Genomic DNA, 26,053 nt, shown 5'->3' with positions numbered 1-26,053 from the left:
ATCCCCAACCCTTCCCCCGCAAGGGGTGAAGGGGGCAAGAGGAGCACTATACTTCTTAGCCCCTTCACCCCTTGCGGGGGAAGGGGTTGGGGATGGGGGAGTGTTCGGAGTGATGCAGTGAATATAGCCCCCACATCTACTTCGCTAACTTGACCATATACTCAACAATCGCCGCCAGCGGAGTCATATCCGCTGAGGCTTTTGCCGCCGCTGCTCGCCAACTATCCGGCATCGGTTTTCCGGCTGCCCACGTCCCCGTTGCCAAGGCTTCGTAGCGGCTGACGGCACGCCCGTCTTTCGGCGGAGTCCACAAAAAGTCGGGGTGGGAATTGCTATACCATTCGCCGCCGATGATCTTGCCCGCTGCATCCAGTTCCAGATCGTAGTAGTAATCGACCGTCGCGATGGAATCATTGTCTGACGTATCGGTGTGTTCCTGACTGTTGCCGTTTTCGCCCATGTAAGTAACGCGCATCACGATACCGACAAAGGACACCGCTTTGGGGCTACGGTATTTCTTGAAAATATCCGCAGTAAACGCAGTTTTGGTCGTGGTCGCTTCTGCCAGTTTCTCGGTTTGCTTGAGGGTTTGCGGGTTGAAATAGGTGTATTGGTAACCCAGCAATGGCTGATTCCACACCTGATAGTCGAAGCTGGCATCCATAATCATGCTGCGTTTGGACACGCCAAGCTGGTTGACCACCGCCAAGTGCCACGCGCCGGGATTGGTGTCGAAACACTGGCTTTGCGTGGGACGACCGCCTTCCCTGCCGGTTGTGCCATCCTCGCTCCACGTTTCGCTGGAAAGTGAGACTTCAGTTTCACCCGGACGCGGTTGACTAGGTTCAAGTGGCTGATCCGTACCGTAATCTGCCGCGATGTACGGGTTATACAAGGTAATCACGCGCCCTGTCGCGGGGTCAATGGTAGGCTTTTCAACATTGCAACGCCCGCCGATAAAGCGCGTGGTCGGATTGGATCGCGCCCACAGCAACGATGCCAATGCTTTGATTTCACAAGGGTAGAAGGTCAGCGTTTGTTTATTGGGGGTAAGCAATTTCACGCTTTTGGCAGGGCGTGGAAACATGAAAGCAGCAGGTGCCCAGCCGTGGCAAATACCAAACCAGCCGGGCACTTCTTTGTGGACATCGAAGTATTTCTTGCCATCCAACCACGACATGCGCGTGAGGGTTTCAGCCGCATCGCCCACCAGTGCGTCGTATTTTTCAGAGGGGGAAAGCTCGTTGACCCACACTTCGCTGCCGCTGTTGAGGATGACTTTGGAAGGATGGGTGCGGGTATATTCGTAATTCATATCCCATCCGCCCCCCATACCACCACAACCTGCATAACGATTCCCCAAGCCACCACTGGCGGTTGCCCAATAATCGCCACTCCACGGTTGCACCGCCAGTTTTGCCGTGCGCAAACCTGCTGCTTCAATGGCAGGCAAACTGTCGTATTTGAAGGTATCGGCTAATTTGCGTGGGTCGTCATTCGCCTCAATCGCAGCGCGGGTCGTAACGCCTTTCTGGAGCATGTTGGTACGCAATTGATCACGCCCTGCGCTGTAGGCGTGAGTGGCTGCGTCTTCTGCTGCAAACGGGCTGGTCGATACCATTTCACCGCTGGCATTTTGCTTGGGCGGAATGGTCTGCATGGTTTCAACGGGATTGGCTCGAAAGGCGCGTAAGTGCGCATTGACTAAGTTCGTGTCAAAAGTAGGCATGGCGTAAACCCTCGCATCATGATGAATGGACATTCTTTTTCGACAAACGGTGAATACCGCTCCTCGACTCTAGCCCATAAACGGAATGAGTGAAGGGGTTTATTTCGAGCGCATTAACAGGGTTTCCCCTATAGGCACGTAGCGGCTCGCGGCATTGATCAAGGAATTGGCGGTCAGATTGGGTACGCCATACACTTCGGTTTCCACGCCGTAACGTTGATAGGCTCGCTTCAACAGCATATCGAAATCGCCGTCACCAGAAGCCAGCACAATAATGTCGGTATGCGCGGCGGCTTCGATCACATCGAGGGTGATACCCACGTCCCAATCGCCTTTGGCAGAACCGTCGCTGCGTTGAATGTAGGGTTTGAGTTTCACCTCAAAACCAATCGCTCGCAGGATATTTTGGAACTGCATCTGCTTTTCGTCGCCGCGCCCGATGGCGTAAGCATTAGCTTGCACCACTTCACGCCCAGCGGTGGCTTCCGCCCAAAAGCGGTTGTAGTCGAAACTGCGCCCGTAGGCAGAGCGCGTGGTGTAGTAGATGTTTTGTACATCGACGAACAGGCTGACTTTTTTCATCATCGCAATGCGCCGACTTCTTCCACTGTTAAACCTGTTTTCAGAGCGATCGTTGCATCATCCAAAACATCTAGCAATTGGCGGGCAATGTCCAATGATTTGGTATGCATCGCAGCAATGGCTTGCTCTTGTAATTCAAGCATTTTCTGTTCTGCTTCAGCCGTTTTCTGCTCTGCTTGAGCCATTTGTTTTTCTGCCTCAGCCGTTTTCTGCTCTGCTTGAGCCACCCGTATTTCAGCTTCCTTCAAGCCCTCTTCAGCGGCTTTCAACCCATCCTGCAATGCACGCTGCACACGTAAAAAATCGTAGCGTTTTTCCTGTGCTTCCAGCTCTTCTTCTGTTAAACCCGCATGATTCGCTATGCCGAAGGCATCCAATATCTGGGGTTCGATTTTGAGCGTATCGGGAACATAGTCCAACTTACCCGCATTTTTAACGAAGTAGACCCATTTTTCGCTGATTGTCGTCAGCTCATCCAGTTCCTTCACGAACTTGGGTAGTTCGATAAAAACCAGCTCCAAATCACCGCTGTAGTGCGCTAACGTTTGCTTTTCGATCAGTCGGTAATGGCTGAACATATCCGGTTGGTCGGGGAACATCACGAAGTCGGTCAGAGTCAGGGCGATGACGGGGTTCAGTAGGTGGTATTTTTCACCTTTGCCGAGTTGCGCGGAATAGGCTTTGGCAGCGTTGTAGAGCACGCGCTTTTCAAAACCTTCCACATTCAACACCTGCATCTCGATGATGACGGTGCTGCCATTGGCACAAACCGCCTTGACATCGACGTAAGTATCTTTCATACCAAGGATTTTCGGGGCTTGGTATGGGTCGATGATGGTCAGGTCAGTGATTTCATCACCATCGTGGTAGTCCAGCAGTGCATTGAGGAAACTGATCAGGATCGGCTTGCTCTGTTCGCTGCCGAACACTTTTTTGAAGGCGAAATCTGTTTTTACGTCAAGGAAGCGCATGGCGGTAAATCCGGTGGAGTACGTACAGACTCATTATAGCAGACTTGCCAATCTGCTATAGTCGGCTAACAGACCGATGTCCATATCGAAATGTCGCAATTGAGGAAAGCAGTTGTACCATACCATTACCACGCAACGACTAATAACTACGATTTAAGAATCCATAATGATTGACGAAAGAATTATCATCAGCGACTTGGCAGATGAACTCCAAGTTCGCAAACAGACCCTTTTTAAGGTATTGAAACGCATAGGAATTCAAACAGTCATGCGTCGCGAAATCAGTCGTAGAAACCAAAATGTTGCGACGATAACATCAAGCGAAGCTTCTGCAATTCGGGATGAACTGCGCCGCACCACTGGATCGAAGCAGCCAAATCAATCAGATGAAAACAGTACGACTTTTTGCGCTGATGACGTTGGGATATTCTATTTGATCCAATTAGAACCGGAATATGACTCCGGTCGGTTCAAGGTCGGGTTTACAACATCACCTGATGGTCGTCTCAGAAAGCACCGATGCTCCGCACCTTTTGCCCAATATTTACAGGATTGGCCTTGTCGCCGTACTTGGGAAAAAGCTGCCATAGATTGCGTAACAAATGGCTGCGAGCAACTTCACACAGAAGTATTTCGCACCACATCCATCGCTGAAGTTGCAAGCAAAGCTAATGCTTTTTTTTCTATCATGCCAGCAATGGATGTGTCACTTTCATTGATTGAAGACTCAGAAGAACCCTTATAGTATCCGCTTGAGGAACTGCCCAGTAAATGACTCTTCAGTTTCAGCGACTTCCTTCTATGTTCCACATCCTCCCACGACTGCCGCCTATGGTGGCTTACTTACCACGCCGCCGTAGTCTGCCGCCCTGCTCAGGGTGGATAAGGCAAAAGCTGCAAAACCTCAATGAAACGGTAATCTTTCTGGTTCTTGCTGATTAATGGGATACCTGCTTCTATCGCAGTAGCGGCAATCAACCCGTCAGGAATCAGCAAACCGTGGCTCAAGCGGTATTGTTGCAACAGTTCCAACCCCCGCTGTGAAATACTTGCCGACAAATGGATAACCTGAAAACGCCGCAAGAATTTGGCAAGTTCGCGCTGCTCAGTTTTGTTGCGGCAACCGACCACCAACTCCATTTGGGTCACAATGCTGACAGCAAGACCGGAAGTTGATTCGAGATTTTGCAATACGGTAACTGCCATCTCATCTTTGTGCGCCGCATCAATCAGAATATCCGTATCAACTAACGTCCACTCAGCCATCCTTAGCCCCATTCCTTACGGCGTAACTCGCGCACCCACTGGCTACTATCCTGCATGTCCTTACGTTCGCGCCACATGCCGATGAATGCCTCTTGCGCTAAGGCTTCACGGGCAACTTTCTTTTTTGCAGGCTTCGCTTTTTGGTAACGGACTTTCAGAAAATCAATGAAATCGGCAACTTGCTGTTGCGCATCAGGAGGAAGGGAAGAAAATCCCTCCATCACCGTTTGTGTATTCATGGCTAACCTCATGACGACAATGATTTTTTACATGATTGGTACTGTATCACAACATGCGTTTCAGGAACTCCCCCGTAAATGACCCCTCGGTTTCAGCCACATCTTCCGGCGTACCCACCGCAATAATATGCCCCCCCGACTCCCGCCTTCCGGCCCCAAATCCACCACCCAATCCGCCGTCTTGATCACATCCAGATTATGCTCGATCACCACCACGGTATTGCCGCCGTCACGCAAGCGGTGCAGCACTTGCAGCAACTGGTCAACGTCGTGGAAATGCAGCCCCGTGGTCGGCTCATCCAGAATATAAATGGTCTTGCCCGTGCCGCGTTTGGACAGCTCTTTCGCCAACTTAACGCGCTGCGCTTCGCCGCCCGAAAGCGTAGTCGCGTTTTGCCCCAGCGTGATGTACGACAGCCCCACGTCCATCAGCGTTTGCAGTTTGGTATGGATCGACGGCACGGCGGCGAAAAATTCGCAGGCATCTTCCACCGTCATCGCCAGCACTTCGCTGATATTCTTGCCCTTGTAGCGGATGTCGAGGGTTTCGCGGTTGTAACGCTTGCCGTCGCACACTTCGCAGGTCACGTACACGTCCGGCAAAAAGTGCATTTCGACCTTGATCAAACCGTCGCCGGAACAGGCTTCGCAGCGTCCGCCCTTGACGTTGAACGAAAACCGCCCCGGCAAATACCCGCGTGAACGCGCTTCTTGCGTCGCCGCAAACATATCGCGGATCGCGGTAAACACGCCCGTGTAGGTCGCGGGGTTGGAACGCGGGGTGCGCCCAATCGGGCTTTGGTCGATGTCGATGATTTTGTCGATTTGCTCTACGCCCAATACTTCGCGCACCGAGGCAACTTCCACGCTGCTATCGTGCAAATGCCGCGCCAGAAACGGGTACAGCGTGCGGTTGATCAGCGTCGATTTGCCCGACCCCGACACGCCCGTAATGCAGGTCAGCAGCCCCAACGGAATTTCCAGCGTCACGTCATTGAGGTTATTGCCAGTCGCGCCGATCAGTTTGATGGTGCGTTCGGGGTTGAACGGGGTGCGTTGCGCGGGCATGGTGATTTTGCGCCGCCCGGACATGAATTGCCCCGTCACCGAATCCGGCGTGGCAAACACTTCTTCCGGTGTGCCTTGCGCAATAATGTAGCCGCCATGCACGCCCGCGCCGGGGCCAATATCCAGCACATGATCGGCGGAACGGATCGCGTCTTCGTCATGTTCGACCACGATCACGGTGTTGCCAAGGTCACGCAGGCGGAACAGCGTTTTCAGCAAGCGGGCGTTGTCGCGCTGGTGCAAACCGATGGACGGCTCATCCAGCACGTACATCACCCCGACCAGCCCCGCACCAATCTGCGAGGCGAGGCGGATGCGTTGTGCTTCGCCGCCGGAGAGCGTTTCCGCGCTGCGGCTCAGGGTCAAATAATCCAGCCCGACGTTGACCAGAAATTCCAGACGCAAGGCAATTTCTCGCAAAATCTTGTCGGCAATTTGCCCCTGCGTCCCCAGCAAATTCAGGCTGCGGAAAAACGCATGGCTTTCGCCAATCGGCAAATGCGTGATCGCAGGCAAATTGCGCCCCGCGATAAACACGTTCCGCGCCTGTTCGTTCAAGCGTGTGCCGCCGCAATCCGGGCAGGCACGGCTGGCGAGGTATTTCGCCAATTCTTCGCGCACCGCACTCGAATCGGTTTCGCGGTAACGGCGTTTGAGGTTGTTCAACACGCCTTCAAAGGTGTGCGAACGGGTGTAAATTTGCCCTTTTTGCCCGACATAGGTGAATTCCACCTCCTCCAAACCGCTGCCGTGCAAGATCAATTTGTGGACAGACACGGGCAACTCGTCCCACGGCTGTTCCACGTCAAAGTTGAAATGTTCGGCAAGCGAGGTGAGCATTTGGAAGTAGTAGGCGTTACGCCGATCCCAGCCGCGCACCGCACCACCCGCTAGGCTCATCGACGGATTTGCCACCACCCGTTGCGGGTCGAAAAACTGTTCCACGCCCAAACCGTCGCAGGTCTGGCACGCGCCAGCGGGTGCGTTGAACGAGAACAAGCGCGGTTCGAGTTCGGTCAACGACCAGCCGCAATGCGGGCAGGCGTAGTTGGCGGAAAAAATCATGTCGTCGCCGTCACCGTCCATCCACGCCACTGTTGCCAGCCCGTTGGCGAGTTTCAGCGCGGTTTCAAACGATTCGGCGAGGCGCAATTGCATGTCGTCGCGCACTTTGAAACGGTCAATCACCACTTCGATGGTGTGTTTCTTGCGCAATTCCAGCGTTGGCGGCACGTCCAGTTCGTAGACCACACCATTCACCCGCGCCCGCAAATAGCCTTGCGCCCGCAACGAATCAAACAGTTGCACATGCTCGCCCTTGCGTTCGCGCACCACCGGGGCAAGCAACATCAACTTGCTGCCTTCGGGCAAACTTAACACCTGATCGACCATCTGACTGACGGTTTGCACTTGCAAATCAACGTGATGCGTCGGGCAACGCGGCACACCCGCCCGCGCATACAGCAGGCGCAGGTAGTCGTAAATCTCGGTGATCGTGCCGACGGTGGAACGCGGGTTGTGCGAGGTGGTTTTCTGCTCGATGGAGATCGCCGGGGAAAGCCCTTCGATGTGGTCAATATCCGGCTTTTCCATCATCGACAAAAACTGGCGGGCGTAGGCGGACAGCGACTCGACGTAACGCCGCTGCCCTTCCGCAAAGATCGTGTCAAACGCCAGCGACGACTTGCCCGAACCCGACAAGCCCGTGATCACGATCAGCTTGTCACGCGGCAGGTCAAGGTCGATGTTTTTCAGGTTGTGGGTGCGTGCGCCGCGAATGCGGATGAATTTTTCCATGGGGTGTGCAAGCTCGTGCCGAACAAAAAACGAAGTTTAGCAGGTTTTGGCGGGAAGGGAGATTTCCCTATTTTATGATGCTACCCCGTCATTTGGGGGTGGTATTCAAACGTAGCGGCTGAATGGAACTCGAAATACAAGGCAGTTGTAGTCCCCCGTCATTTGGGGGTGGTATTCAAACCTAGTTTTCGCACGTATGCAAGAGAATCATTGAGTTGTAGTCCCCCGTCATTTGGGGGTGGTATTCAAACGCAGGATATAACTCAATCGTTCCACGGTTCTAAGTGTTGTAGTCCCCCGTCATTTGGGGGTGGTATTCAAACACCATCTTCTTCCCGAAGTGGATCTCCAATTCACGTTGTAGTCCCCCGTCATTTGGGGGTGGTATTCAAACGAGGAATAAAGATAGGGAGCTTTCGTGTACCGGGTTGTAGTCCCCCGTCATTTGGGGGTGGTATTCAAACCCCCAAACACGAGTCGCATTGGGTGAATAACAAACGTTGTAGTCCCCCGTCATTTGGGGGTGGTATTCAAACGCGGACGACGCGGTGTTACTGGGAGTTATCCTGGCGTTGTAGTCCCCCGTCATTTGGGGGTGGTATTCAAACTGAAGAGCGGTATCTCAAACAGCTTCTCGATCCGTTGTAGTCCCCCGTCATTTGGGGGTGGTATTCAAACTAGGTTTTGATTACCTATTGCTTCAGACATTAGAGTTGTAGTCCCCCGTCATTTGGGGGTGGTATTCAAACAATTCACAAATGCAATTTGCTCAGCAATTTGAGTTGTAGTCCCCCGTCATTTGGGGGTGGTATTCAAACTGTACCTGGTGCTGTATTCAACCACACTGACGCGTTGTAGTCCCCCGTCATTTGGGGGTGGTATTCAAACATTAGTGTGTTGGTTGGTAGCATACCATATTGTTTGTTGTAGTCCCCCGTCATTTGGGGGTGGTATTCAAACGCATTGCGTTATGTACATGCGTCCATGAAACAATGTTGTAGTCCCCCGTCATTTGGGGGTGGTATTCAAACCCCGCTTGTTCGTCAGAAACGTTTTAGTTTCAACAGCTTGGGGTGTATAAATTTTAACATCAAAATGGCATTTAGAAGTTAGCATTAGCAATGGTACTTTTTGTGCGAAAAACAATCTGCATGTTGCCTAAAAAGCCACCTCAGCATCTAACATGCAAGCCGCACTCTACAGCAAATGCCATTCACTGACTACCCGCCCATTTTGCTTTCGCTCCTTCCCAATTCACCGTTTGCAAATCCAGTGTGCCGATGTCTTGATTCGGATGTGCCGCACCGCCAAACGCGGCTGCTAACATCTTGACAAATGCATCAGAGTGCAAACTTTCGGTGATGCGACAAAACGCTCGCTTGTCCGCTTTCAGTGGAAATGTTTTATCGCCCAAATGATGGACAACACGCGATTCAATCGTGGCATTACACAATTGGTGGTGGCTATTCATTTCCCACTTGAGGATGAACCCCTCGCGCTCCAGCAATTCCATGATGGATTGGCTCACAGCATTTTTCAGTTTGCGATCGTAGGACATAAGATCACGCGCACAATTCACCCAACACGTTAACCCCATATCTGGACACCGTAACTCTTTTTTGCCAGAAATGATTTGCATAGTGCGTTGCTTGCCATACAACATATTAAAATGAGCAAAATCATTACGGATAGAACGATACAGATCAAGATTGACTCGACCAACAATAGCCTGTTTTACGGCATTCTGACTCACCTGTACTTTCCCCATCGCTTCGATAATTTGCCCCTTCTTGAACAAGGTCAAACCATCGTCTTCCATTTTACCTTTTTTGTTGTACTTAGGCGGGTTATCAGTGACAAAAAAATCTTCCGATTTTAACTGATACTCATGCAATGTAGCCAACGTTACAAACGTCAAATCACGCTCAAACAAACCGGAAAAATCCGCCAACCGCGCCAGCACTTTCATAACAATCCGGTGAGCTGCCACATGATCCACCAATCGAATGTGGTTGGAGTCTTGTCGATGTGCCACCACCTTTTTTAACGCCGCAGCATAACCCTGATACCCTTCAAACTGCTTGCGTTCCTTCACCCATTGCGCATGTAGTGCCTCGCGTTGAGATTGCGCCTCCGCCACGACTGAATATATGCCATTCTTGAGGGGTGCTTCCGCCGTCAGACAACGGCTTACGTCTTCCGCTGTGATTTTTTTCTTCACCAATGTCTGTAACACGGGGGTATGCCCAAAACGGCGGATTTCCCGCAAACCCCGCTGTGGCAAATATTGCGCACGTTCGCGCCCATTGCCTTGATTCTCAAAGACTTGAGCAAAAACACGCGGGTTCTCATAGAAACTGCTAAAAGCCGTCAATACGTCGCGTTCCACTGTGGGCATGGCATCATCGCCCGTGTATTGACTGTCGTGCATATCCAAATACAACTTGAGCGTATGCTGCAATGCTTTGATGCGTGTTCCTTCTGTGTCATTCCGCGCCTGTTCGGGTTTGGCAAGAATTTCCCACTTTGCCAATTGGTGCAGTAATTGTGACACTTCGCCAACAGGCATCAAATGCAGCAAGAAATACAGCACGGGTTGCCAGTTAACGATTTGCAAAGTACTTGCAGGCAGTTGAATATTCTCTGTTGGGCAGCAACGGATTGGCTGCAATGCTTGCTTGGGATCAATGTCCAACAGCCAACATAAACCCTTGCCATCCAAAAAGTCCTTAAATGCCAACGCCACTACATCACGCAACAGCTCATCAATGTATTCCGCCTGCTCTCGTGCTTTTTCAGCATCGCTGGCATAACCACGCTGGACACGCATCTCACTGGCTGTCGCTGCGGACAAATCGTGGAAGAACTGACGGATGCTTTTATTCTTACCCTGCCCGTCTTTACCACCAATAGCAATCGGCAATTTGGCAGCGCGTGCCGTGACCAGCTCACGTTCAGCTTCCGACTTTCTGCGCACATCTGGGTTATTACGAGCCGCCGTGGTGCTGCGATTCAATGCCGTCGTTAACCACGTACTAAGCATTGCATCAGTAGCCCCCTCCAACCAAACACGGAAAGGACGTTCGTATAACATTTTCAGCACCACGTATTGGCATTTCTGTGCTGGATTTTGTTCCATTGCCTGACGATTGACCCGTGGCGGTAAACCTGTTTTCAGCCCAGCATTGTGGTTACGTTCGATAACACGCCCAAAACGCGGCAGTGGCAAATCTCCTGTTGGTATTGCACATACACCATTGACCAACTGCTGTACCTGCGCTTGTGTGCAGACTTGAAAGACATGCGCCCCTTCCAGCGTTGCCAGCAAACGTTCATCTTGCTTTTCCTGTGTTTTATCCCACAACGCGCCTAACGGTGTTAGCAAGCCACTGGAGCGTCCTTTTTCCGATAACTCCTCATCCAATACTTCCAGAAACTTGTCGCGCCCTTTGAAATGGAAAGCGGCATGGCGCAATGCACTCCCGCCTTGGTACGCTAACAGAATGCTTGCCTTCTGCGTTATTCCATCATCGGTTTGGAATAGGCTAGCGGAAGTACCAAACAACAGGTGAAGGTTTTGGTTAAAGATGGCGAGGCGACTATCTAATCCGGCATCTTTTTCAAATAATTTCTCCACATGATCAAGGAATTTACTGTCAAAACTGTCTTTTTCCCATAACTCATCAGGGGACGCTAACGAAGCCCAATTTGCCAAAGTCAGATTTGCCTGCCCCAAAACATGCCGCCAAACACGCACAAAAGCTTCGGCTCGTTTAATTTCTGCCTGCCCGTCACTGCCCCAAAAACGGCTATTAGCCAATGGCACAGTTTCGCTTTCCGCTTCACGGTAATACAAGATTTTGCCCAAGCGAATAGATGCTGCCAAATCGGTATTTTTGGATTTATGCTCCAACTTCTCCCGTAACGCTTTTTTCTTGCGGGGTAACAGAAATTCCACCAAGGTCTCATCTCTTCTATCACTGTCAAACAAGCGGGTATAAAAATCCTTGACCGCCATGTGGAGGTGAAACAAGCCCGGTTTCTCCTGCTTTGCCTCAGTGATGCGTGATTTACCATCTGTGCCAGAGTAAACCTTCGCCCAATGTTCAAACAGCATTTTGCCCGCCAGACTGCTGTCAATACGCCATTCAGGTTGCATAGGCTGTTTGTTTTTACGGGCTTCTTGTTTTTGTTTTAGCCGATCTTTGGCTACTAGATAGATACGCTCTGCGACATCATGGCGGTTGTAGGCTGTCCAATCGGCATCACACCACGTTGCTAAAGACTTTGATTGGAGCAGAATATTTTCTTTGATGCTTTCCGCTTGCGCTTGGATTTTACCTTTACGACGCGGCTCGGCTTCTGGACTCAAGCGCAATTCAGCCTCATACAAATGGCTGGCGATGCGCTCAACGATGATTTGGGCAACATTTTCTGTGATGGCGGTGGGTTCAATATCACCGACAAAACGCTGATACCAACGCCCTTGCAATAACGGGGCAGGCTCTTGTTCTTTCGCATCACCATAGGGATGAATCTTTGAACGCCAAAATACGGCATGATCCGAACAGGGCAAACGTTTGTTGAGTTCTAGCCATGCCGCTTTACCCAAGGTTTCCCGCAATTGATATTGTTGTGGTGTTGGCAGGCTAATTTTGGCTTTTGGATTGGGTTTGCAAATAATTTTGTCGATGACAGAAACCCACTGCGCAATTACCAGCTTTTCATGACTTGCAGCAAATGGGGGAACATCGTGTTTATCCCGATGCTTGTCTAGCAATACACGTTGGTTAGTTTCGGTAAAACTGCGCCCATAGGGTTTAATGATCTGCATGATGGCATCCTAGGAATCGGTGGGGGTCAATTATCAAGCAAAACAAAGAACCATGCACGAAGAATCAATAGGCTTTATTAACACATTCATTCCCCACTCAACAAACGCCCAACATCCTCATTCCGCACCCGCTCTTGACATCCTCCCCGCCCTAAAAGACGGGGATTCCTCCTGCGAGACGGCAATGTCCTGCCGCGAGAATGTTCTTAGCTGCATTGACATCTCTGTCATGCAATGACCCACAGTCGGGACAAGTCCATTCTCTTATTCCAAGTCCTACTCTACCTTTCGGACTGTTGACAGAAATACTTCCGCAACACGAACAGGCTTGGGTACTGTACGCTTCGTTGACTTCCAGAAACACGCCTTGCATCGCTTTCGATTTTGCATCAAGTTGTGTTTTCAGCATGAACCAGCCTGCGTCCAAGACGCTTTTCGCCATTTTGGTTTTGATTAAGGCTTTACTGCTGACGTTGCCGACAACGATTAATGAATGCTCACGCACCAATTTGGTGGTGAACTGGTGGATAGCATCGGCTCTACGGTTTTTGACTTTGGCATGGATAGCCTTGACGCGCCGTTTTTTGTTGGCACGTTGGGCAATACCCAATTGTTTTTGGGCGTTGCGGTAGAATTGATTTGCTTGAAGTTTCTCGCCATTGCTACAGGTGGCGTAGTCTTTTAAGCCAAGGTCAATGCCGACTTCACCGCGCCCGATGGCTTCAACAACGGGGACTTGTACCACCACATTGAAATACCAGCGCCCACGGGAATCCTCGGTGAATGAGCCGGAACGGAAGGCGTATTGTGACAAGCCGTAGCTATCCCACACCTTGAAATAGTGCTTGTTGTAGCGAACTTGCCCATCTTTCCAAACGGCTGCACCGGATTTGAACGGAATCCAGCCCAACGAGCGCCGACTACCGCCAGACACCCGCCAGCGTAGCTTATCTTTCTTGAATTGCTTTCGCGCTTTGGCGTGGGCTTCGGTCACTTCTTGGACGGTTTGCGAGTGGAGAGTGAAGCCGCGTGCTTTCTTGAATGCCGCTTGGCTCTTGGCGAGGTCGAAGTCGGTGAAATTATTTCTGAGGTAGCCGACTTCTGGCACTGCTATGTAGCTGTATTCTGCCGTAATAGCGTTGGCTTCGTTCCATACCTGATTACACTCGAACGCCCACTGCTTTAGCACGGGCGCGTGTTTGTCGCGGATGCGGACTTTGAGCGTTTTCAGGGTGGCGATGATGGGTTTCATGAGGTAGATTGTAGCGGTATTACGGCAAAAAACTACTGAATGGATGACTCTTCATCAGAGGTAGCCGAAGACGCTTATATCCCCGTCCTGAAGGACGAGGTTTTACGCGATTACTGATAAATACTTTCCACACTCAAACTCAACCCAACCGATTCCAGCACCACCATATCCCCCCAATAATAATACGAAGGTCGCCAGCTATCGCTACGGCGGAAAACTTCGACCTCTACCGTATCCTGCTCAATCAGCATGTATTCCTGCAAACTGGGCAACTGCAAATACTCCAGCCGTTTAACTTGCCGATCACGCTGGCGGGTAGCTTTGAACAACACTTCCACAATCAGCACCGGGGATTCGGTCGAATAGTCATCCAGAAATTGTTCATCGCACACCACCACAACATCGGGGGTAACGGTGCTCCCCCGCGAGATACGCCTCAACGCTCAGGTAAGCCAGTTGTCTTGCCAATGCCATCATCTGCATTACTCTTGTTCTATACACTGAATTCATAGGGGATTTTGCAGGCTTCGGAACTATCAGACTTGCCATCCCCCACATAACCGAGAATAATTCAAGCTAGATTGGCTAGATATAAAGGTGAGCAACATGATGCAATGGCGTTTAGCAGATGCGAAAAACAGATTCAGCGAGGTGGTCAATCGGGCATTGCACGAAGGACCACAACAGGTTTCCCGCCGTGACAGTTCCGTGGTAGTCATATCCCTTCAGGAATATCAACGGTTGACAGGCAAACGTACCAGTTTCAAGCGTTTCCTACTGGATCATTCGCCCAGTCTGGAAGGGCTAGATCTATCCCGTGACAAGTCACCGATGCGCGAGGTAGACCTGTGAGAGTATTGCTGGATACGTGCGTGTTATCCGAATTACGCAAGCAAAATTGCCCACCACAAGTACGTGCAGCAATAGAACGTCTGGAAGACGATGAGCTATTCGTCAGCGTCATTTCTCTGGGTGAAATTGCCAAAGGCATTGCGCTATTAGATGACAGCAAACGGAAACGCGCTTTACGTGACTGGTTGGAAACACTGGAGCAGGAATACGGCGAGCGCATCCTACCCGTCGATCTCGAAACCGTGCGTATTTGGGGTGAAATCACCGCCAATGCCCAACGATCAGGCAAAATAGTCGCAGCGGCTGATGGTTTGATTGCCGCAACCGCCATCCGCTACGGTTTGCATGTGATGACGCGCAATGTCGATGATTTTTCTCCAACAGGTGTTTTATTAATCAACCCTTGGGAATGAAGGTTAACACCCCTCAGGGATTTGATAAGCACTCCGCCCCAAAACCCGCTATCATGCACGGTTAGCCCCATTACCCAAGAGCCACTCCATGCCCGCTTCTTTTTCCAATCTGAATCTGCCTGCCCAACAACTCGCCAATCTTGGCAATTTGGGTTACAAACTGATGACGGGCATCCAAGCCAAAGCCCTCCCCCCTGCCTTACAAGGCTCTGACATCATCGGGCAAGCCAAAACCGGCAGCGGCAAAACTGCCGTGTTCGCGATTACCTTGCTCGCCAAACTTGACCCGCAAAACTTTGCCGCACAAGCGCTGGTGATGTGCCCGACTCGCGAACTCAGTGCGCAAGTTGCCACCGAAATCCGCCGTTTAGCGCGTTACCAACCCAATATCAAAGTCGTCACCTTGACCGGCGGGCAACCCCTCGCCCCGCAAGCCACCTCCTTAGAACACGGCGCACACGTCATCGTCGGCACACCGGGGCGCATTGGTGATCACATCGGCAAACGCACCATCGACCTCAGCCAAGTTCACACGCTGGTGCTCGACGAAGCCGATCGCATGTTGGAAATGGGCTTTATGGAAGACATTGCCCGTATCATCAGCCTCACCCCCAAACACCGTCAAACGCTGCTGTTTTCTGCGACCTACCCCGACGACATTAAACGCCTGAGTGCGCAATTCCAGCGCAACCCCGTCGAAGTCAAAGCCGAAGCCCTGCACACGGCTGGCGTGATCAACCAATACTCGTACCTGTGTAATAAAACCGAACGCTTGCAAGCGCTCGATACCCTGCTGGCGCATTTCAAACCGCGTTCGGCGGTGATTTTCTGCAATATGAAAGTCGGGGTACGCGAAATCACGGAACACTTGAGCCAACTCGGTTTCAGCGTGAAAGCCCTGCACGGCGAAATGGAACAGCGCGACCGTGACGAAGTATTCGTGCAATTCAAGCACAACAGTTTCAACCTGCTAGTCGCGACAGACGTAGCAGCACGCGGCTTGGACATCGAAGACCTGCCGTGCGTTATCAATTACGAACTGCCGCACGATGCTGACATTTACATCCACCGCATTGGGCGTACCGGACGCGCAGGCAAAGAAGGCATGGCACTCAATCTACTCACCGATGCCGAACGCCACAAACTCGCCGACATCGGCATTGCGCAAAAAACCGAACTGGATTACGAAGTGATTTCCGCGCTACCCAAAGCCAGCCTCAGCCCGACGCAACCCAACAATGTCACGCTGTGCATTGCTGCCGGACGCAAGGAAAAAGTGCGCCCCGGCGACATCCTCGGCGCATTGACTGGCGAAGGGGGCATTAACGGCAAATCCGTCGGTAAAATCGACGTGCTGGATTACGCCGCCTATGTCGCGGTCGAACGCAGTGCCGCCAAGCAAGCGCTAAACTGCTTGCTGGATGGCAAGATCAAAGGGCGTAAATTCAAGGCGAAGCTGTTGTAAGGGGTGTCGGTAAACCATGAATAGTTTGGAATGGCGCGTCACCGCCTCGCTTGCTGCCATTTACGCGGTACGGATGCTGGGTCTGTTTATGATCTTGCCCGTCTTCGCGTTGTATGCTGAAACCTTGCCAGACTCCACCCCATTTCTGGCAGGGCTAGCCATTGGTATTTACGGCTTATCGCAAGCCGTGTTCCAAATTCCGCTGGGCATCCTTTCCGATAAAATTGGGCGCAAGCCAGTGATTATTGGCGGCTTGTTAGTGTTTGCCTTGGGAAGTATCCTGGCGGCACTCGCGCATTCCATGTGGCTGATTATTATCGGACGCGCTATTCAAGGCATGGGGGCAATTGCGGGGCCGACAATGGCATTGGCAGCCGACTTAACCCGCGAGGAAAACCGCACCCGTATCATGGCAGTGATTGGGATGACCATTGGTTTATCCTTCATGGGTGGGATGATTTTGGGTCCCGTCATCAGCCAATTCCACAGTATAGGTGTACCAGGCATTTTCTGGTTCACCCTGTTGCTAGCCTTAGTGGGCATTGCCTTAGTTGTCCTGGCTGTGCCTACACCTGTGCACAGCACCCAACACCGTGATGCGGGGATCATCAAAAGCTATCTAGGCATAGCACTTCGCAATATCGCGCTATTGCGCATGAATGCGGGGGTCTTCATTATTCATCTGGTGATGACCGCAAACTTTCTGGTCTTGCCTGCGATTTTTGAACACGAACTCCATCTGCCGCGAGCCGAACACTGGCAGGTGTATTTGCCCGTGTTTGCAGGTTCGTTTGTGCTGGCTATCCCCCTGATTATTCTTGCGGAAAAAAAGCAGCAAATCCGCACCCTGTTACTGGGTAGCACCCTTGCGCTGCTTCTCGCCGAAGCTGGCATGGCGCTGGGGCATACGCACATCGACTGGTTGCTGGCAGCCTTCTTCCTGTTTTTTGTGAGCTTCAACTTTTTGGAAGCAGTACAGCCGTCGCTGGTCGCAAAATACTCCGATGTCAGCATTAAAGGCACGGCAATGGGGATTTTCAGCAGCTCACAATTTCTCGGTATTTTTGCGGGTGGCTCGTTGGGCGGCATGATCAACCATACGTGGGGGACAACCGGTGTCTTTGTGTTCAGCGCTGTGGTGGTGTTGGGCTGGTTTTTGATTGCACTGCAATTACCGCAACCGACCTTCTATACTAGTCGGATACTCAAACTTGACCCGCTGCTATTTTCTGATCCGCAACGCCTGCATGATGAGCTAATGAGCGTCAACGGCGTGCAAGAAGTGGCGATTGCAGCGACTGAATGCATCGCTTATCTGAAAATCGACAAGACCACGCTGGACGAGGCTGCCTTAGATGCTTTCTCGCCGCCATCAGCGTAAAATCTCACAGCAATATTGATACAAGGAACGAACATGGCACGAGGTATTAACAAGGTCATTCTGGTCGGCACCGTGGGTAAAGACCCCGAAATGAAGTACATGCCGAGCGGTGACGCTATCGCCAACATCAGCGTGGCGACGAATGATTCGTGGAAAGATAAAAACACCGGTGAGAAGAAAGAAATCACCGAGTGGCATCGCGTCGTCTTTTTCCGCCAGTTAGCCGACATTGCAGGCAAATACCTGCGTAAAGGTCAGCAAGTTTACATCGAAGGTAGCTTGAAAACTCGTTCATGGGAAAAAGACGGTCAGAAACATTATGCGACTGAAATCGTTGCTTCTGACATGCAAATGCTGGGTGGTCGCCCTGGTGGCGGCATGGAATCCGGTAACTACGAAAGCGCGACACCACGCAGTAATCAGGGCGGCAATGGTGGTAGCGGTGGCTACTCTGGCGGCGGTTATAGTGGCGGTGGTGGCTCACCAGCCCCTACGGCTAGCGGTAGCAACAACAGTTCCAACAACTTTGAAGATTTCGACGACGACATCCCGTTCTAACCCTTAAAAAAAGACCTCTTTTTTCTATAAAGAATCAAGAGGTCTTTTTGCAGCTAATGGCTTATCCTTTGGCTGCGTTACGAGCGTCGATCACGGCTTTACTGACGCCGCCAATACACCAGTGTTCCGCTGGTACTGCGTTGATGACGACACGCACCTGTGTTCCGGTTTCACACCCAGCGTTTCAGCCGCAACGGCGGTGACTTGTGCGAAAAAAGCGTTCTTTTGTTCCGGGGTACGCCCCTGAATCAGAGATGTAGAAACCGCTTGCCATAAAGGGCATGTAGGTCAAGATTCAATCAAGAAAAACGCCGCTGAAACCACCGCCCACATCACCACAACATACCCAATATTCCAGCGCAGGATGTCACGCCCCGACACCTCAAACTGGCTACGCATGATGGCATTCAGGCCAGAAAACGGGCTGGCAACCACCCCCAGACTCCAAATGCACAAAAACAACATCGCCAGCACATTCGCGTCCGGGTGCAAGGGTTGCACCAACGGGCCAATCACGGCCACGCTGACCACCGGATGCACCCCCAGCAAGGAAACCACAATCGCCCCACCCAATAACAGGCTCAATTCCAAGCCATCCAAGGCCGCAAACGGCTGGAAACCGCTAAAGCTCTGGCTCACAGCCTGTACACCCACGGTCAGCAGACCAGCTCCCATGAATAGACCCAGTTCCCGCGCCAAACGTGGCGCACTGTTCCACACATGCTGCTTCAGCCCTGCTTTAGCTGTCCCCGGCTGGCGCAGGGACAGGAATACCACCGCCAGCGTCACTGCCGTGGTACTGACTACCATCAACACTGGCACATTGGGTAACAACGGGTGCAACACCATCACAGTAACAGCCAGCAGCACCGGGATCAGCAAACTGCCCGCGTGCATGGGATACCCCCGAAATGCCTGCACCTTGTGCAAACCACTACCGCCCATTTCCAGCACCGTCACCAGCATCGCCAAAACCGTTAACCCCAATCCTGTCAGGATCACCGGATGCAATTCAGCGCCCGGCGCATACGTCAGCGCCACTGCCATCGCCGCAAAAAAGGGCGACCAGAACGCTGCCATCGAAAACGCCCGCCCAATGACGGTTACCGTTTGCTTGCCCAATGCCTGCTGCGATTTCAAACGTTCCGCCACCAGAATCAGGATAGAAATATTGATCACCGCACCCAACACATGCACACCCAGCAAGGTATTCACAAATGCACGCCGCCCTTGGGGTAATGGCTCATTATCGGCCTGTGCTGATGTCGCCACCAACCGTAGGAAGCCGACGCTGTACAGCATCACCATCAAACCATTATTTTGTAGCAGAATATCATTCAGGGAAATGCTTGCCCCACGCCCCCACCCCCACAGCAAGAACACCAGCCCTACCCCCGCCAGCATGAAAAACTGCTGGAAGCTGCGAGGATGTGCCGACAACAACAATGCACCCAATCCCAGCCACGCACACAAGCCACTGACCCAAGCAGGCAATGATGGATACAACAAGTGCAACAAACTGCTGATAGCCATCCCCAACAACAACAGGCTGGCGATGGAACGTAAAAAGGCAGGACTCCATTTCATTAAATTACAACACCGAATACAGCATTTTCAGGCTCAACAGCACCAGCAACACCGCAAAGCCTTTCTTCAACGTCGGTATCGGCAGTGAATGCGCCAGATGCGCCCCATACGGGGTTGTAAAATAACTGACCAGTGAAATCACGATGACCGCAGGCCAGTAGATGAAACCCAGCGTGTATTCCGGCAAGCCGACTTGCCCCCAGCCATTAAACAAATACCCTAGCGTCCCCGCCAGCGCAATCGGTAAGCCAAGGGCAGCGGAGGTAGCAATCGCATGGCGGATATTGACATTGCACCAAGTCAGGTAAGGCACGGACAACGAACCACCACCGATAGCCACCAGCGCCGAAACCACGCCGATCCCCGTGCCGACTGATGCCAGCCCCAATGCCCCCGGCAATTCCCGATGCGGTTTTGGCTTGACGTTCAGGATCATCTGCAAAGCGACATAACCCATGAAACAGGCAAAGAAAATCGCCAAATGTTGTGAAGACAGGTAGATTGCCAAAAAAGTTGCGGCAAATGTTCCCAGCAGGATACCGGGTGTCATGTGGCGTACTACTGCCCACAACACGACACCTCTGGCATGGTGCGCCCGCATACTGGAAAAGGAAGTCATGACAATGGCTGCCATTGATGTCCCCAACGCCAAATGCACCACCTGATCCGGGGGAAAGCCTTTGCCGACAAACAAGGTCGTCAGGGCTGGAACCATAATACCACCACCACCGACACCGAATAACCCAGCAACCCCCCCCACGACAGCACCCAATGCCAGCAATATCAACAGCAAATTAATGTCCAAGATTGGTTCTCCACTATGTTCCAGCCGGGATTGTAATGATTAAAACGCCATTACAAACAGGGAGAACATGAAGTACTAAGGGTGGCAACTAACCTTTTGAGGGACATCTAGGGCATACCCTTGCTTAAGCTGCCATTCATGCCAGTAGGCAAGGGTAAATCGAGTCGGTATACTATTCCCCAGTGCTTGTACTGGAGAGCGCATTAGACGCCAGCTAGGAGGAATACAAGCACTTTTCAACAGTTGTGATAACGTACTAAATAACAGCACAACACAGAATTAAAAGATAAACTCAGAGCCACATAATGTGGCTCTTTTTTTTTGTGCTTAATTCTCGAAACCTTGTCCAATCCACGCCGTCAGCGTTTCGTGGAACATGACATCGGTTAACTCTTCCACGATAGCCGCATCAATGTCCGCCGCCTCATGGGATTGACCTTCTTCGGTTTGTGCTGTTTCCAGCATTTCCGTGCGTACTTGCGCCAAGTAAGCGATAATTTCTTCCGCCTCAGTCTTTTCAATCGGCAACATACCAAAACTGAAAATATGCTGGTTATTCGGCAAGCTCAACAAACGCGACGCAATGCAGATATTGTTGGGCACGTTGGTCGCATCCAATTGTGCTAACACGGTCGGTTCATCCGAACCCAAACGACGCACTTCGACTTTTTTGCCCACTTTGCCAACGACTTCCCACAACGCGAGTTCAGAATGGGAAAACGCTTCCAAATACTGGCAAGCAAACGACTTTTCTTCTTGCTGCACGCGTGTCCGCATGAATTCTTGCAAGACTGTTTCACCGTCTTCGTTGGTTTCGGTGGTAACAAAATGCTCGAAAACGTGGGAATGCAGCATTTGCCCTAACGGTTCTTCGTCCAAATAGTCCAATACTTCGTCGCCGGATAATTCCAACATTTCGGCAGCATAAGCAATGGCATCGGAGAAGACTTCGACCATCCATTCTTCCCACGGGGGGTTGGCAATATAAGCACTCAGCAGTTCCATTGTTCCGCTGACTTGTTTTTCCTGTTCCGCTGTAATCACGGTGAAATCCTTTTTTTGGGGGGTGGTAAACGATTATTCTACAACAAACCGCGTTCTGCAAACGACACAACTTGATCACCGATCACAAAGTGGTCTAGCACGCGTACATCAATCAACTGCAAGGCATCTTTAAGTTTTTGGGTAATACGTTCATCGGCTTGACTGGGTTCAGCCACGCCGGAAGGGTGATTATGCGCAAAAATAACGGCCGCCGCATTGTGATGCAACGCACGGCGCACCACTTCACGCGGGTGTACACTTGCCCCGTCGATGGTGCCGCGAAACAGCTCTTCGTATTGGATTACCCGATGCCGCGTATCCATGAACAAGCACGCGAACACCTCGAAACGGTAGTCACGCAATTTGGAGGTGAGGTAAAAACGTACTGCATCGGGGTCTGATAACGGGTCACCTCGGCGCATTTTTTCGCTCAGGTAACGTCGTGACATTTCCAGCACAGCTTGCAGTTGCACGTATTTGGCTTCCCCCATACCGTGCGTTGCACAAAAGTTTTGTGCGTCTGCATCAAATAATTGCCGTAAACTACCAAACGTTTGCAACATCTCCCGCGAGAGGTCGACAGCGGTTTTACCTTTGACACCTACCCGCAGGAAAATCGCCAGCAATTCGGCATCCGACAAAGCTTGTGCGCCGCGTAACATGAGTTTTTCGCGTGGACGTTCTTCCAGAGGCCAGTCGGTAATTGCCATTTTTTTCCGCTTTTTTAGGTATGGGTTAGAACGTAAATCTTATGTCATTCCTCTCCGGTAAAAACATTCTTTTAGGGATAAGTGGCGGCATCGCAGCCTACAAATCCGCCGAGCTGCTACGCCTGCTGGTAAAACAGGGTGCAAACGTGCGCGTGTGCATGACGGCTTCCGCACAGGAATTCATCACCCCGCTCACCATGCAAGCCTTATCCGGCAATCCAGTGCATACCACCCTGCTCGACCCGCAAGCCGAACTAGGCATGGGGCATATTGAGCTGGCACGTTGGGCAGAGGTGATTTTGATCGCCCCCGCGACCGCCAATACCTTGGCACGCCTGACGTGGGGCATGGCGGATGATTTGCTGAGTACCGTGTGCCTTGCTTCGACCGCCCGCTTAATCATTGCACCGGCGATGAATCAGCAAATGTGGAAAAACGTCGCTACCCAGCACAACGTCAATACGCTAAAAGAACGCGGCGTCACAGTATTGGGCCCTGCCGAAGGTGTACAAGCGTGCGGCGATACGGGCTTTGGGCGAATGCTCGAACCTGCCGACATCGTGCGTGAATTAGAAAATGGCTGCACCAGCAGTGCCTTGCTGCACGGTTTGAAGGTACTCATCACCGCAGGCCCCACCCGCGAACCTATCGACCCCGTGCGCTTTCTCACCAACCGCAGTTCCGGCAAAATGGGCTACGCCGTCGCCCGTGCTGCCGCGCAAATGGGTGCAGAAGTGATGCTAGTGTCTGGGCATGTAGCGCTCGACTGTCCTGTTGGAGTACGCCGCGTCATCACAGAATCCGCCGCCGATATGCTCTACGCCACCTGCGAACACGCCAAGCAAGCGGATCTCTTCATCGCCACCGCCGCCGTTGCCGATTACACCCCCGTGGATGTCGCGGATCGCAAAATCAAGAAAAATGCCGCCACGCTCCATCTTGAAATGAAACGTACCACGGATATTTTGGCTACAATCAAACAGGAATACCCGCACCTGTTCACGGTCGGCTTTGCCGCAGAAACCCACGATTTGATGACCTATGCCCGCAGCAAATTGGAACGCAAAAACATTGATATGATTGCTGCCAATTCCGTCGCAGGCGGTAAAGCCTTCGACCAACCCACCAATGCCTTAGAAGTGGTGTGGAAAAACGGTCACACCTCGTTGCCGGAAATGGATAAACAACAACTTGCCGAAGCCTTGATGCAATTGGTGGCGGCGCAATACAACCAACGGAAACTCGCTCAACATGACAACGATTGAATACAAAATCCTCGACGCACGCATCGGTACAGAATTCCCCCTCCCCGCATACGCCACCACAGGTTCGGCAGGCATGGATTTGCGGGCGTGTTTGGATGCCGCCCTTGTGTTAAATCCCGGTGACACCACCCTGATTCCGACGGGTCTTGCTATTCACATTGGCGACCCTAGTTTGGCGGCGGTAATCTTGCCACGTTCTGGGCTGGGGCATAAACACGGCATTGTGCTAGGCAATTTGGTCGGTTTGATCGACTCCGACTACCAAGGGCAATTGCTCATTTCGTGCTGGAATCGCGGTAACGACAGCTTCACCATCACCCCCGGTGAACGCATTGCGCAATTAGTCTTCGTACCCGTGGTACAAGTGGCCTTGCAACAGGTCGATGATTTCGACCAATCGCAGCGCGGTGAAGGTGGTTTTGGGCATTCAGGCAAGCACTAAGTGATGACCATTCCCCACAACACTATCGCGCATTCATTGTTCCGTGCCTATGATGTGCGCGGCGTGTATGCTGACAATCTCACCGAACACAGCGCGTACCTGATCGGGCAAGCGATTGGTTCGCAATTGCGTGATCTTGGTACGCAGTCCGTCGTGCTAGGCCGTGACGGACGCTTGTCCAGCCCCGCCCTAGCGCACGCTGCGGCACAAGGTTTGTTGCAAGCCGGTTGCCACGTCACTGATCTGGGCATGTTGCCTACACCTGTACTGTATTTCGCGGTGCAATCCGGTCTTGCCGCGCATGGTGTTATGATCACTGGCAGCCACAATCCGCCCAATGAAAACGGCATTAAAATCGTCATCAACAGCGAATGCCAGTACAACGAGCAAATCCAACGCTTGTACGAACGCATTATGCGCGGCGAACTTTGGCACGAACCACAAGCGGGTAAATTGCAAACGGCGCATATTCTCCCCAACTACTTACAAACCGTTTGCCAGCAAATTCATCTGCAACGCCGTCTGCGCATTGGGCTGGATTGCGGCAATGGCGCAACCGCGCTGTTGGCGAAACAACTATTCCGCGACATCGGTTGCGAAGTCCACCCGCTATTTTGCGAAGTCGATGGCAATTTCCCCAACCATTCGCCCGACCCCACCCAGCCTGCCAATTTACGCAGCTTGCAAACGCTAGTGCGCGAACAAGCGTTGGATATTGGCATTGCGTTTGATGGCGACGGCGACCGCCTGATTGCAGTGGATGGCAACGGGCATATTCTCTGGCCTGACCGCATTCTCACCCTGCTGGCGCAAAACGTCCTACGCGAACAACCGGGGCGCATCGTCGCTTATGATGTGAAATGCACGTATCGGTTGGATAAAGCCATCCGTGATGCAGGTGGTATTCCCGGCATGTGCATCAGTGGACATTCCTTGCTGAAAAAATATGTCCGCGACCATGACGCTGTTCTCGGCGGTGAATTCAGTGGGCATATTGTGCTGCGGGATCGGGGCATGGAATACGACGACGGTATGTACATCGCCGCCCGTTTGCTGGAAATCCTTGCGCAGGAAACGGCTAGCCCTGCGACAATTTTTGCGCGTATCCCCGAAGGTTTTAGCACGCCCGAACACAAGCTGCGCTTTGCCTCCTACGACGCTGCCACGGCGGCAATGGCAATCTGGATGCAGCATCAGCAATTGCACGCGCAACGCCTGATTACGCTGGATGGAATGCGTGCCGAATACGCCGATGGCTGGGGTTTGGCGCGTGCTTCCAACACCAGCCCATCGATTACCTTGCGCTTTGAAGCGGATACGGCGGAACGGCTGGAAGCGATTCGCGCTGTGTTCCGTGCCGATATTCAACGGCTGCAATTGACCACGGCGGCACTGCCGTTTTAACCTTGCACCCCTTACACCCAAGGATTCGCACCACATGAGCAAAAAACCCGCTAATCCGCAAGATAATGACCCAGAATTCTGGGATCTTGCTGAACAATTCATTGAACTGGCGAACACGTCGGTCGAAACCAGCGATTTAGGTAAAGTTGGTGCTGCAATGCTATACGCTGCCGCCCGTTTCAATACCTTCGTGGTTGCCGCGTCATCCATTGATCGCAAAGAATTCATCGAAGACGCGGATGACACGATGGATTATTTGAGCAAGCAATTCCGCCACATGCTCGGCGACAACCTGCGTGACTTCAAGGATAACTACAAGGTTTACATCAAGCATCCTGACGAAGAAGCTTAATCGCTTAACCCCACGACAAAAAAAAGCCACAAGCATT

General features: G+C 52.0%; 23 protein-coding genes, 1 pseudogene and 1 CRISPR repeat array. Of the genes and pseudogenes, 10 read left to right on the top strand and 14 right to left on the bottom strand.

All coding sequences use genetic code 11. The features are described 5' to 3' along the window. Positions 1-136: 136 nt before the first annotated feature. The 3 genes from J1836_RS19145 to J1836_RS19135 form a co-directional block, all read right to left on the bottom strand. The gene (locus J1836_RS19145) at positions 137-1,729 is read right to left on the bottom strand and encodes a hypothetical protein (RefSeq protein WP_207252712.1); all 1,593 of its coding nucleotides are present in this window, start codon (positions 1,727-1,729) and stop codon (positions 137-139) included. 99 nt (positions 1,730-1,828) lie between these two features. Then, the gene (locus tag J1836_RS19140; protein WP_242632924.1) at positions 1,829-2,314 is read right to left on the bottom strand and encodes a LabA-like NYN domain-containing protein; all 486 of its coding nucleotides are present in this window, start codon (positions 2,312-2,314) and stop codon (positions 1,829-1,831) included. Continuing rightward, the gene (locus tag J1836_RS19135; RefSeq protein ID WP_207252710.1) at positions 2,311-3,282 is read right to left on the bottom strand and encodes an Rpn family recombination-promoting nuclease/putative transposase; all 972 of its coding nucleotides are present in this window, start codon (positions 3,280-3,282) and stop codon (positions 2,311-2,313) included. The genes J1836_RS19140 and J1836_RS19135 overlap by 4 nt, the downstream gene beginning before the upstream one ends. A gap of 166 nt (positions 3,283-3,448) precedes the next feature. Between J1836_RS19135 and J1836_RS19130 the strand changes: the two genes are divergently transcribed. Next, complete coding sequence (locus J1836_RS19130) at positions 3,449-4,027, top strand: hypothetical protein (RefSeq protein WP_207252709.1); 579 nt, start codon at positions 3,449-3,451, stop codon at positions 4,025-4,027. 128 nt (positions 4,028-4,155) lie between these two features. Here the strand turns inward: J1836_RS19130 and J1836_RS19125 are convergent, their stop codons facing one another. The 6 genes and pseudogenes from J1836_RS19125 to J1836_RS19100 form a co-directional block, all read right to left on the bottom strand. Continuing rightward, complete coding sequence (locus tag J1836_RS19125) at positions 4,156-4,548, bottom strand: type II toxin-antitoxin system VapC family toxin (protein WP_207252708.1); 393 nt, start codon at positions 4,546-4,548, stop codon at positions 4,156-4,158. A gap of 2 nt (positions 4,549-4,550) precedes the next feature. Then, positions 4,551-4,787: a DUF2281 domain-containing protein gene (locus J1836_RS19120; RefSeq protein ID WP_207252707.1), complete on the bottom strand. Its 237-nt coding sequence runs from the start codon at positions 4,785-4,787 to the stop codon at positions 4,551-4,553. Between the two features lie 46 nt (positions 4,788-4,833). Continuing rightward, positions 4,834-7,652: pseudogene (gene uvrA, locus J1836_RS19115) on the bottom strand (excinuclease ABC subunit UvrA). Between the two features lie 74 nt (positions 7,653-7,726). After that, a CRISPR array of direct repeats spans positions 7,727-8,683; the repeat unit is 37 nt; unit sequence GTTGTAGTCCCCCGTCATTTGGGGGTGGTATTCAAAC. Between the two features lie 182 nt (positions 8,684-8,865). Next, positions 8,866-12,486, bottom strand: coding sequence for a type VI-A CRISPR-associated RNA-guided ribonuclease Cas13a (gene cas13a / locus J1836_RS19110; RefSeq protein WP_207252706.1), 3,621 nt, complete (start codon positions 12,484-12,486; stop codon positions 8,866-8,868). A gap of 151 nt (positions 12,487-12,637) precedes the next feature. After that, the gene (locus J1836_RS19105; protein WP_207252703.1) at positions 12,638-13,738 is read right to left on the bottom strand and encodes an RNA-guided endonuclease InsQ/TnpB family protein; all 1,101 of its coding nucleotides are present in this window, start codon (positions 13,736-13,738) and stop codon (positions 12,638-12,640) included. A gap of 110 nt (positions 13,739-13,848) precedes the next feature. After that, positions 13,849-14,178 (bottom strand): Uma2 family endonuclease, encoded by a 330-nt coding sequence (locus J1836_RS19100; protein ID WP_207252702.1) that lies wholly within the window; start codon positions 14,176-14,178, stop codon positions 13,849-13,851. Between the two features lie 166 nt (positions 14,179-14,344). Here J1836_RS19100 and J1836_RS19095 point away from each other — a divergent pair, with 166 nt between their 5' ends. From J1836_RS19095 to ssb, 5 genes are all read left to right on the top strand, one after another. Continuing rightward, positions 14,345-14,590, top strand: a complete 246-nt coding sequence (locus tag J1836_RS19095; RefSeq protein WP_207252701.1) for a type II toxin-antitoxin system prevent-host-death family antitoxin — start codon at positions 14,345-14,347, stop codon at positions 14,588-14,590. Next, positions 14,587-15,003 carry a type II toxin-antitoxin system VapC family toxin gene (locus J1836_RS19090; protein WP_207252700.1) on the top strand — a complete coding sequence of 139 codons (417 nt, stop codon included), beginning with the start codon at positions 14,587-14,589 and terminating at the stop codon, positions 15,001-15,003. The genes J1836_RS19095 and J1836_RS19090 overlap by 4 nt, the downstream gene beginning before the upstream one ends. 88 nt (positions 15,004-15,091) lie before the next feature. Beyond that, a complete protein-coding gene (gene dbpA / locus J1836_RS19085; RefSeq protein ID WP_207252699.1) occupies positions 15,092-16,468 on the top strand; it encodes an ATP-dependent RNA helicase DbpA in 1,377 nt (458 codons plus the stop codon). Between the two features lie 16 nt (positions 16,469-16,484). After that, positions 16,485-17,849, top strand: a complete 1,365-nt coding sequence (locus J1836_RS19080; protein ID WP_207252698.1) for an MFS transporter — start codon at positions 16,485-16,487, stop codon at positions 17,847-17,849. A gap of 33 nt (positions 17,850-17,882) precedes the next feature. Then, the gene (gene ssb, locus J1836_RS19075; RefSeq protein WP_207252697.1) at positions 17,883-18,407 is read left to right on the top strand and encodes a single-stranded DNA-binding protein; all 525 of its coding nucleotides are present in this window, start codon (positions 17,883-17,885) and stop codon (positions 18,405-18,407) included. 90 nt (positions 18,408-18,497) lie between these two features. On the opposite strand, the gene J1836_RS19070 is transcribed toward ssb, so the two are convergent. The 5 genes from J1836_RS19070 to radC all read right to left on the bottom strand — a co-directional run bounded on the left by J1836_RS19070 (position 18,498) and on the right by radC (position 22,553). Next, a complete protein-coding gene (locus J1836_RS19070) occupies positions 18,498-18,656 on the bottom strand; it encodes a tautomerase family protein (protein ID WP_242632973.1) in 159 nt (52 codons plus the stop codon). A gap of 39 nt (positions 18,657-18,695) precedes the next feature. Beyond that, positions 18,696-19,994, bottom strand: coding sequence for a hypothetical protein (locus J1836_RS19065; protein WP_207252696.1), 1,299 nt, complete (start codon positions 19,992-19,994; stop codon positions 18,696-18,698). Positions 19,995-19,998: 4 nt separating this feature from the next. Beyond that, the gene (locus tag J1836_RS19060) at positions 19,999-20,799 is read right to left on the bottom strand and encodes a sulfite exporter TauE/SafE family protein (protein WP_242632923.1); all 801 of its coding nucleotides are present in this window, start codon (positions 20,797-20,799) and stop codon (positions 19,999-20,001) included. A 327-nt stretch (positions 20,800-21,126) separates the two neighbouring features. Then, positions 21,127-21,843 (bottom strand): hypothetical protein, encoded by a 717-nt coding sequence (locus tag J1836_RS19055; RefSeq protein ID WP_207252694.1) that lies wholly within the window; start codon positions 21,841-21,843, stop codon positions 21,127-21,129. A 38-nt stretch (positions 21,844-21,881) separates the two neighbouring features. Then, complete coding sequence (gene radC / locus J1836_RS19050; protein ID WP_207252692.1) at positions 21,882-22,553, bottom strand: RadC family protein; 672 nt, start codon at positions 22,551-22,553, stop codon at positions 21,882-21,884. A 41-nt stretch (positions 22,554-22,594) separates the two neighbouring features. Between radC and coaBC the strand changes: the two genes are divergently transcribed. From coaBC to J1836_RS19030, 4 genes are read left to right on the top strand one after another with little or no spacing between them, the layout of a single operon-like run. Then, positions 22,595-23,818 carry a bifunctional phosphopantothenoylcysteine decarboxylase/phosphopantothenate--cysteine ligase CoaBC gene (coaBC, locus tag J1836_RS19045; RefSeq protein WP_207252691.1) on the top strand — a complete coding sequence of 408 codons (1,224 nt, stop codon included), beginning with the start codon at positions 22,595-22,597 and terminating at the stop codon, positions 23,816-23,818. Then, a complete protein-coding gene (dut, locus tag J1836_RS19040) occupies positions 23,805-24,260 on the top strand; it encodes a dUTP diphosphatase (RefSeq protein WP_207252689.1) in 456 nt (151 codons plus the stop codon). The genes coaBC and dut overlap by 14 nt, the downstream gene beginning before the upstream one ends. 3 nt (positions 24,261-24,263) lie before the next feature. Then, positions 24,264-25,664 (top strand): phosphomannomutase/phosphoglucomutase, encoded by a 1,401-nt coding sequence (locus tag J1836_RS19035; protein WP_207252687.1) that lies wholly within the window; start codon positions 24,264-24,266, stop codon positions 25,662-25,664. Between the two features lie 34 nt (positions 25,665-25,698). Continuing rightward, positions 25,699-26,016, top strand: coding sequence for a DUF3144 domain-containing protein (locus tag J1836_RS19030; protein ID WP_207252685.1), 318 nt, complete (start codon positions 25,699-25,701; stop codon positions 26,014-26,016). Positions 26,017-26,053: the final 37 nt, after the last annotated feature.

The sequence above is a fragment of the Thiothrix fructosivorans genome, from assembly GCF_017349355.1.
Classification (GTDB): domain Bacteria; phylum Pseudomonadota; class Gammaproteobacteria; order Thiotrichales; family Thiotrichaceae; genus Thiothrix; species Thiothrix fructosivorans.
This window is presented reverse-complemented; position numbering and strand designations above follow the sequence as displayed.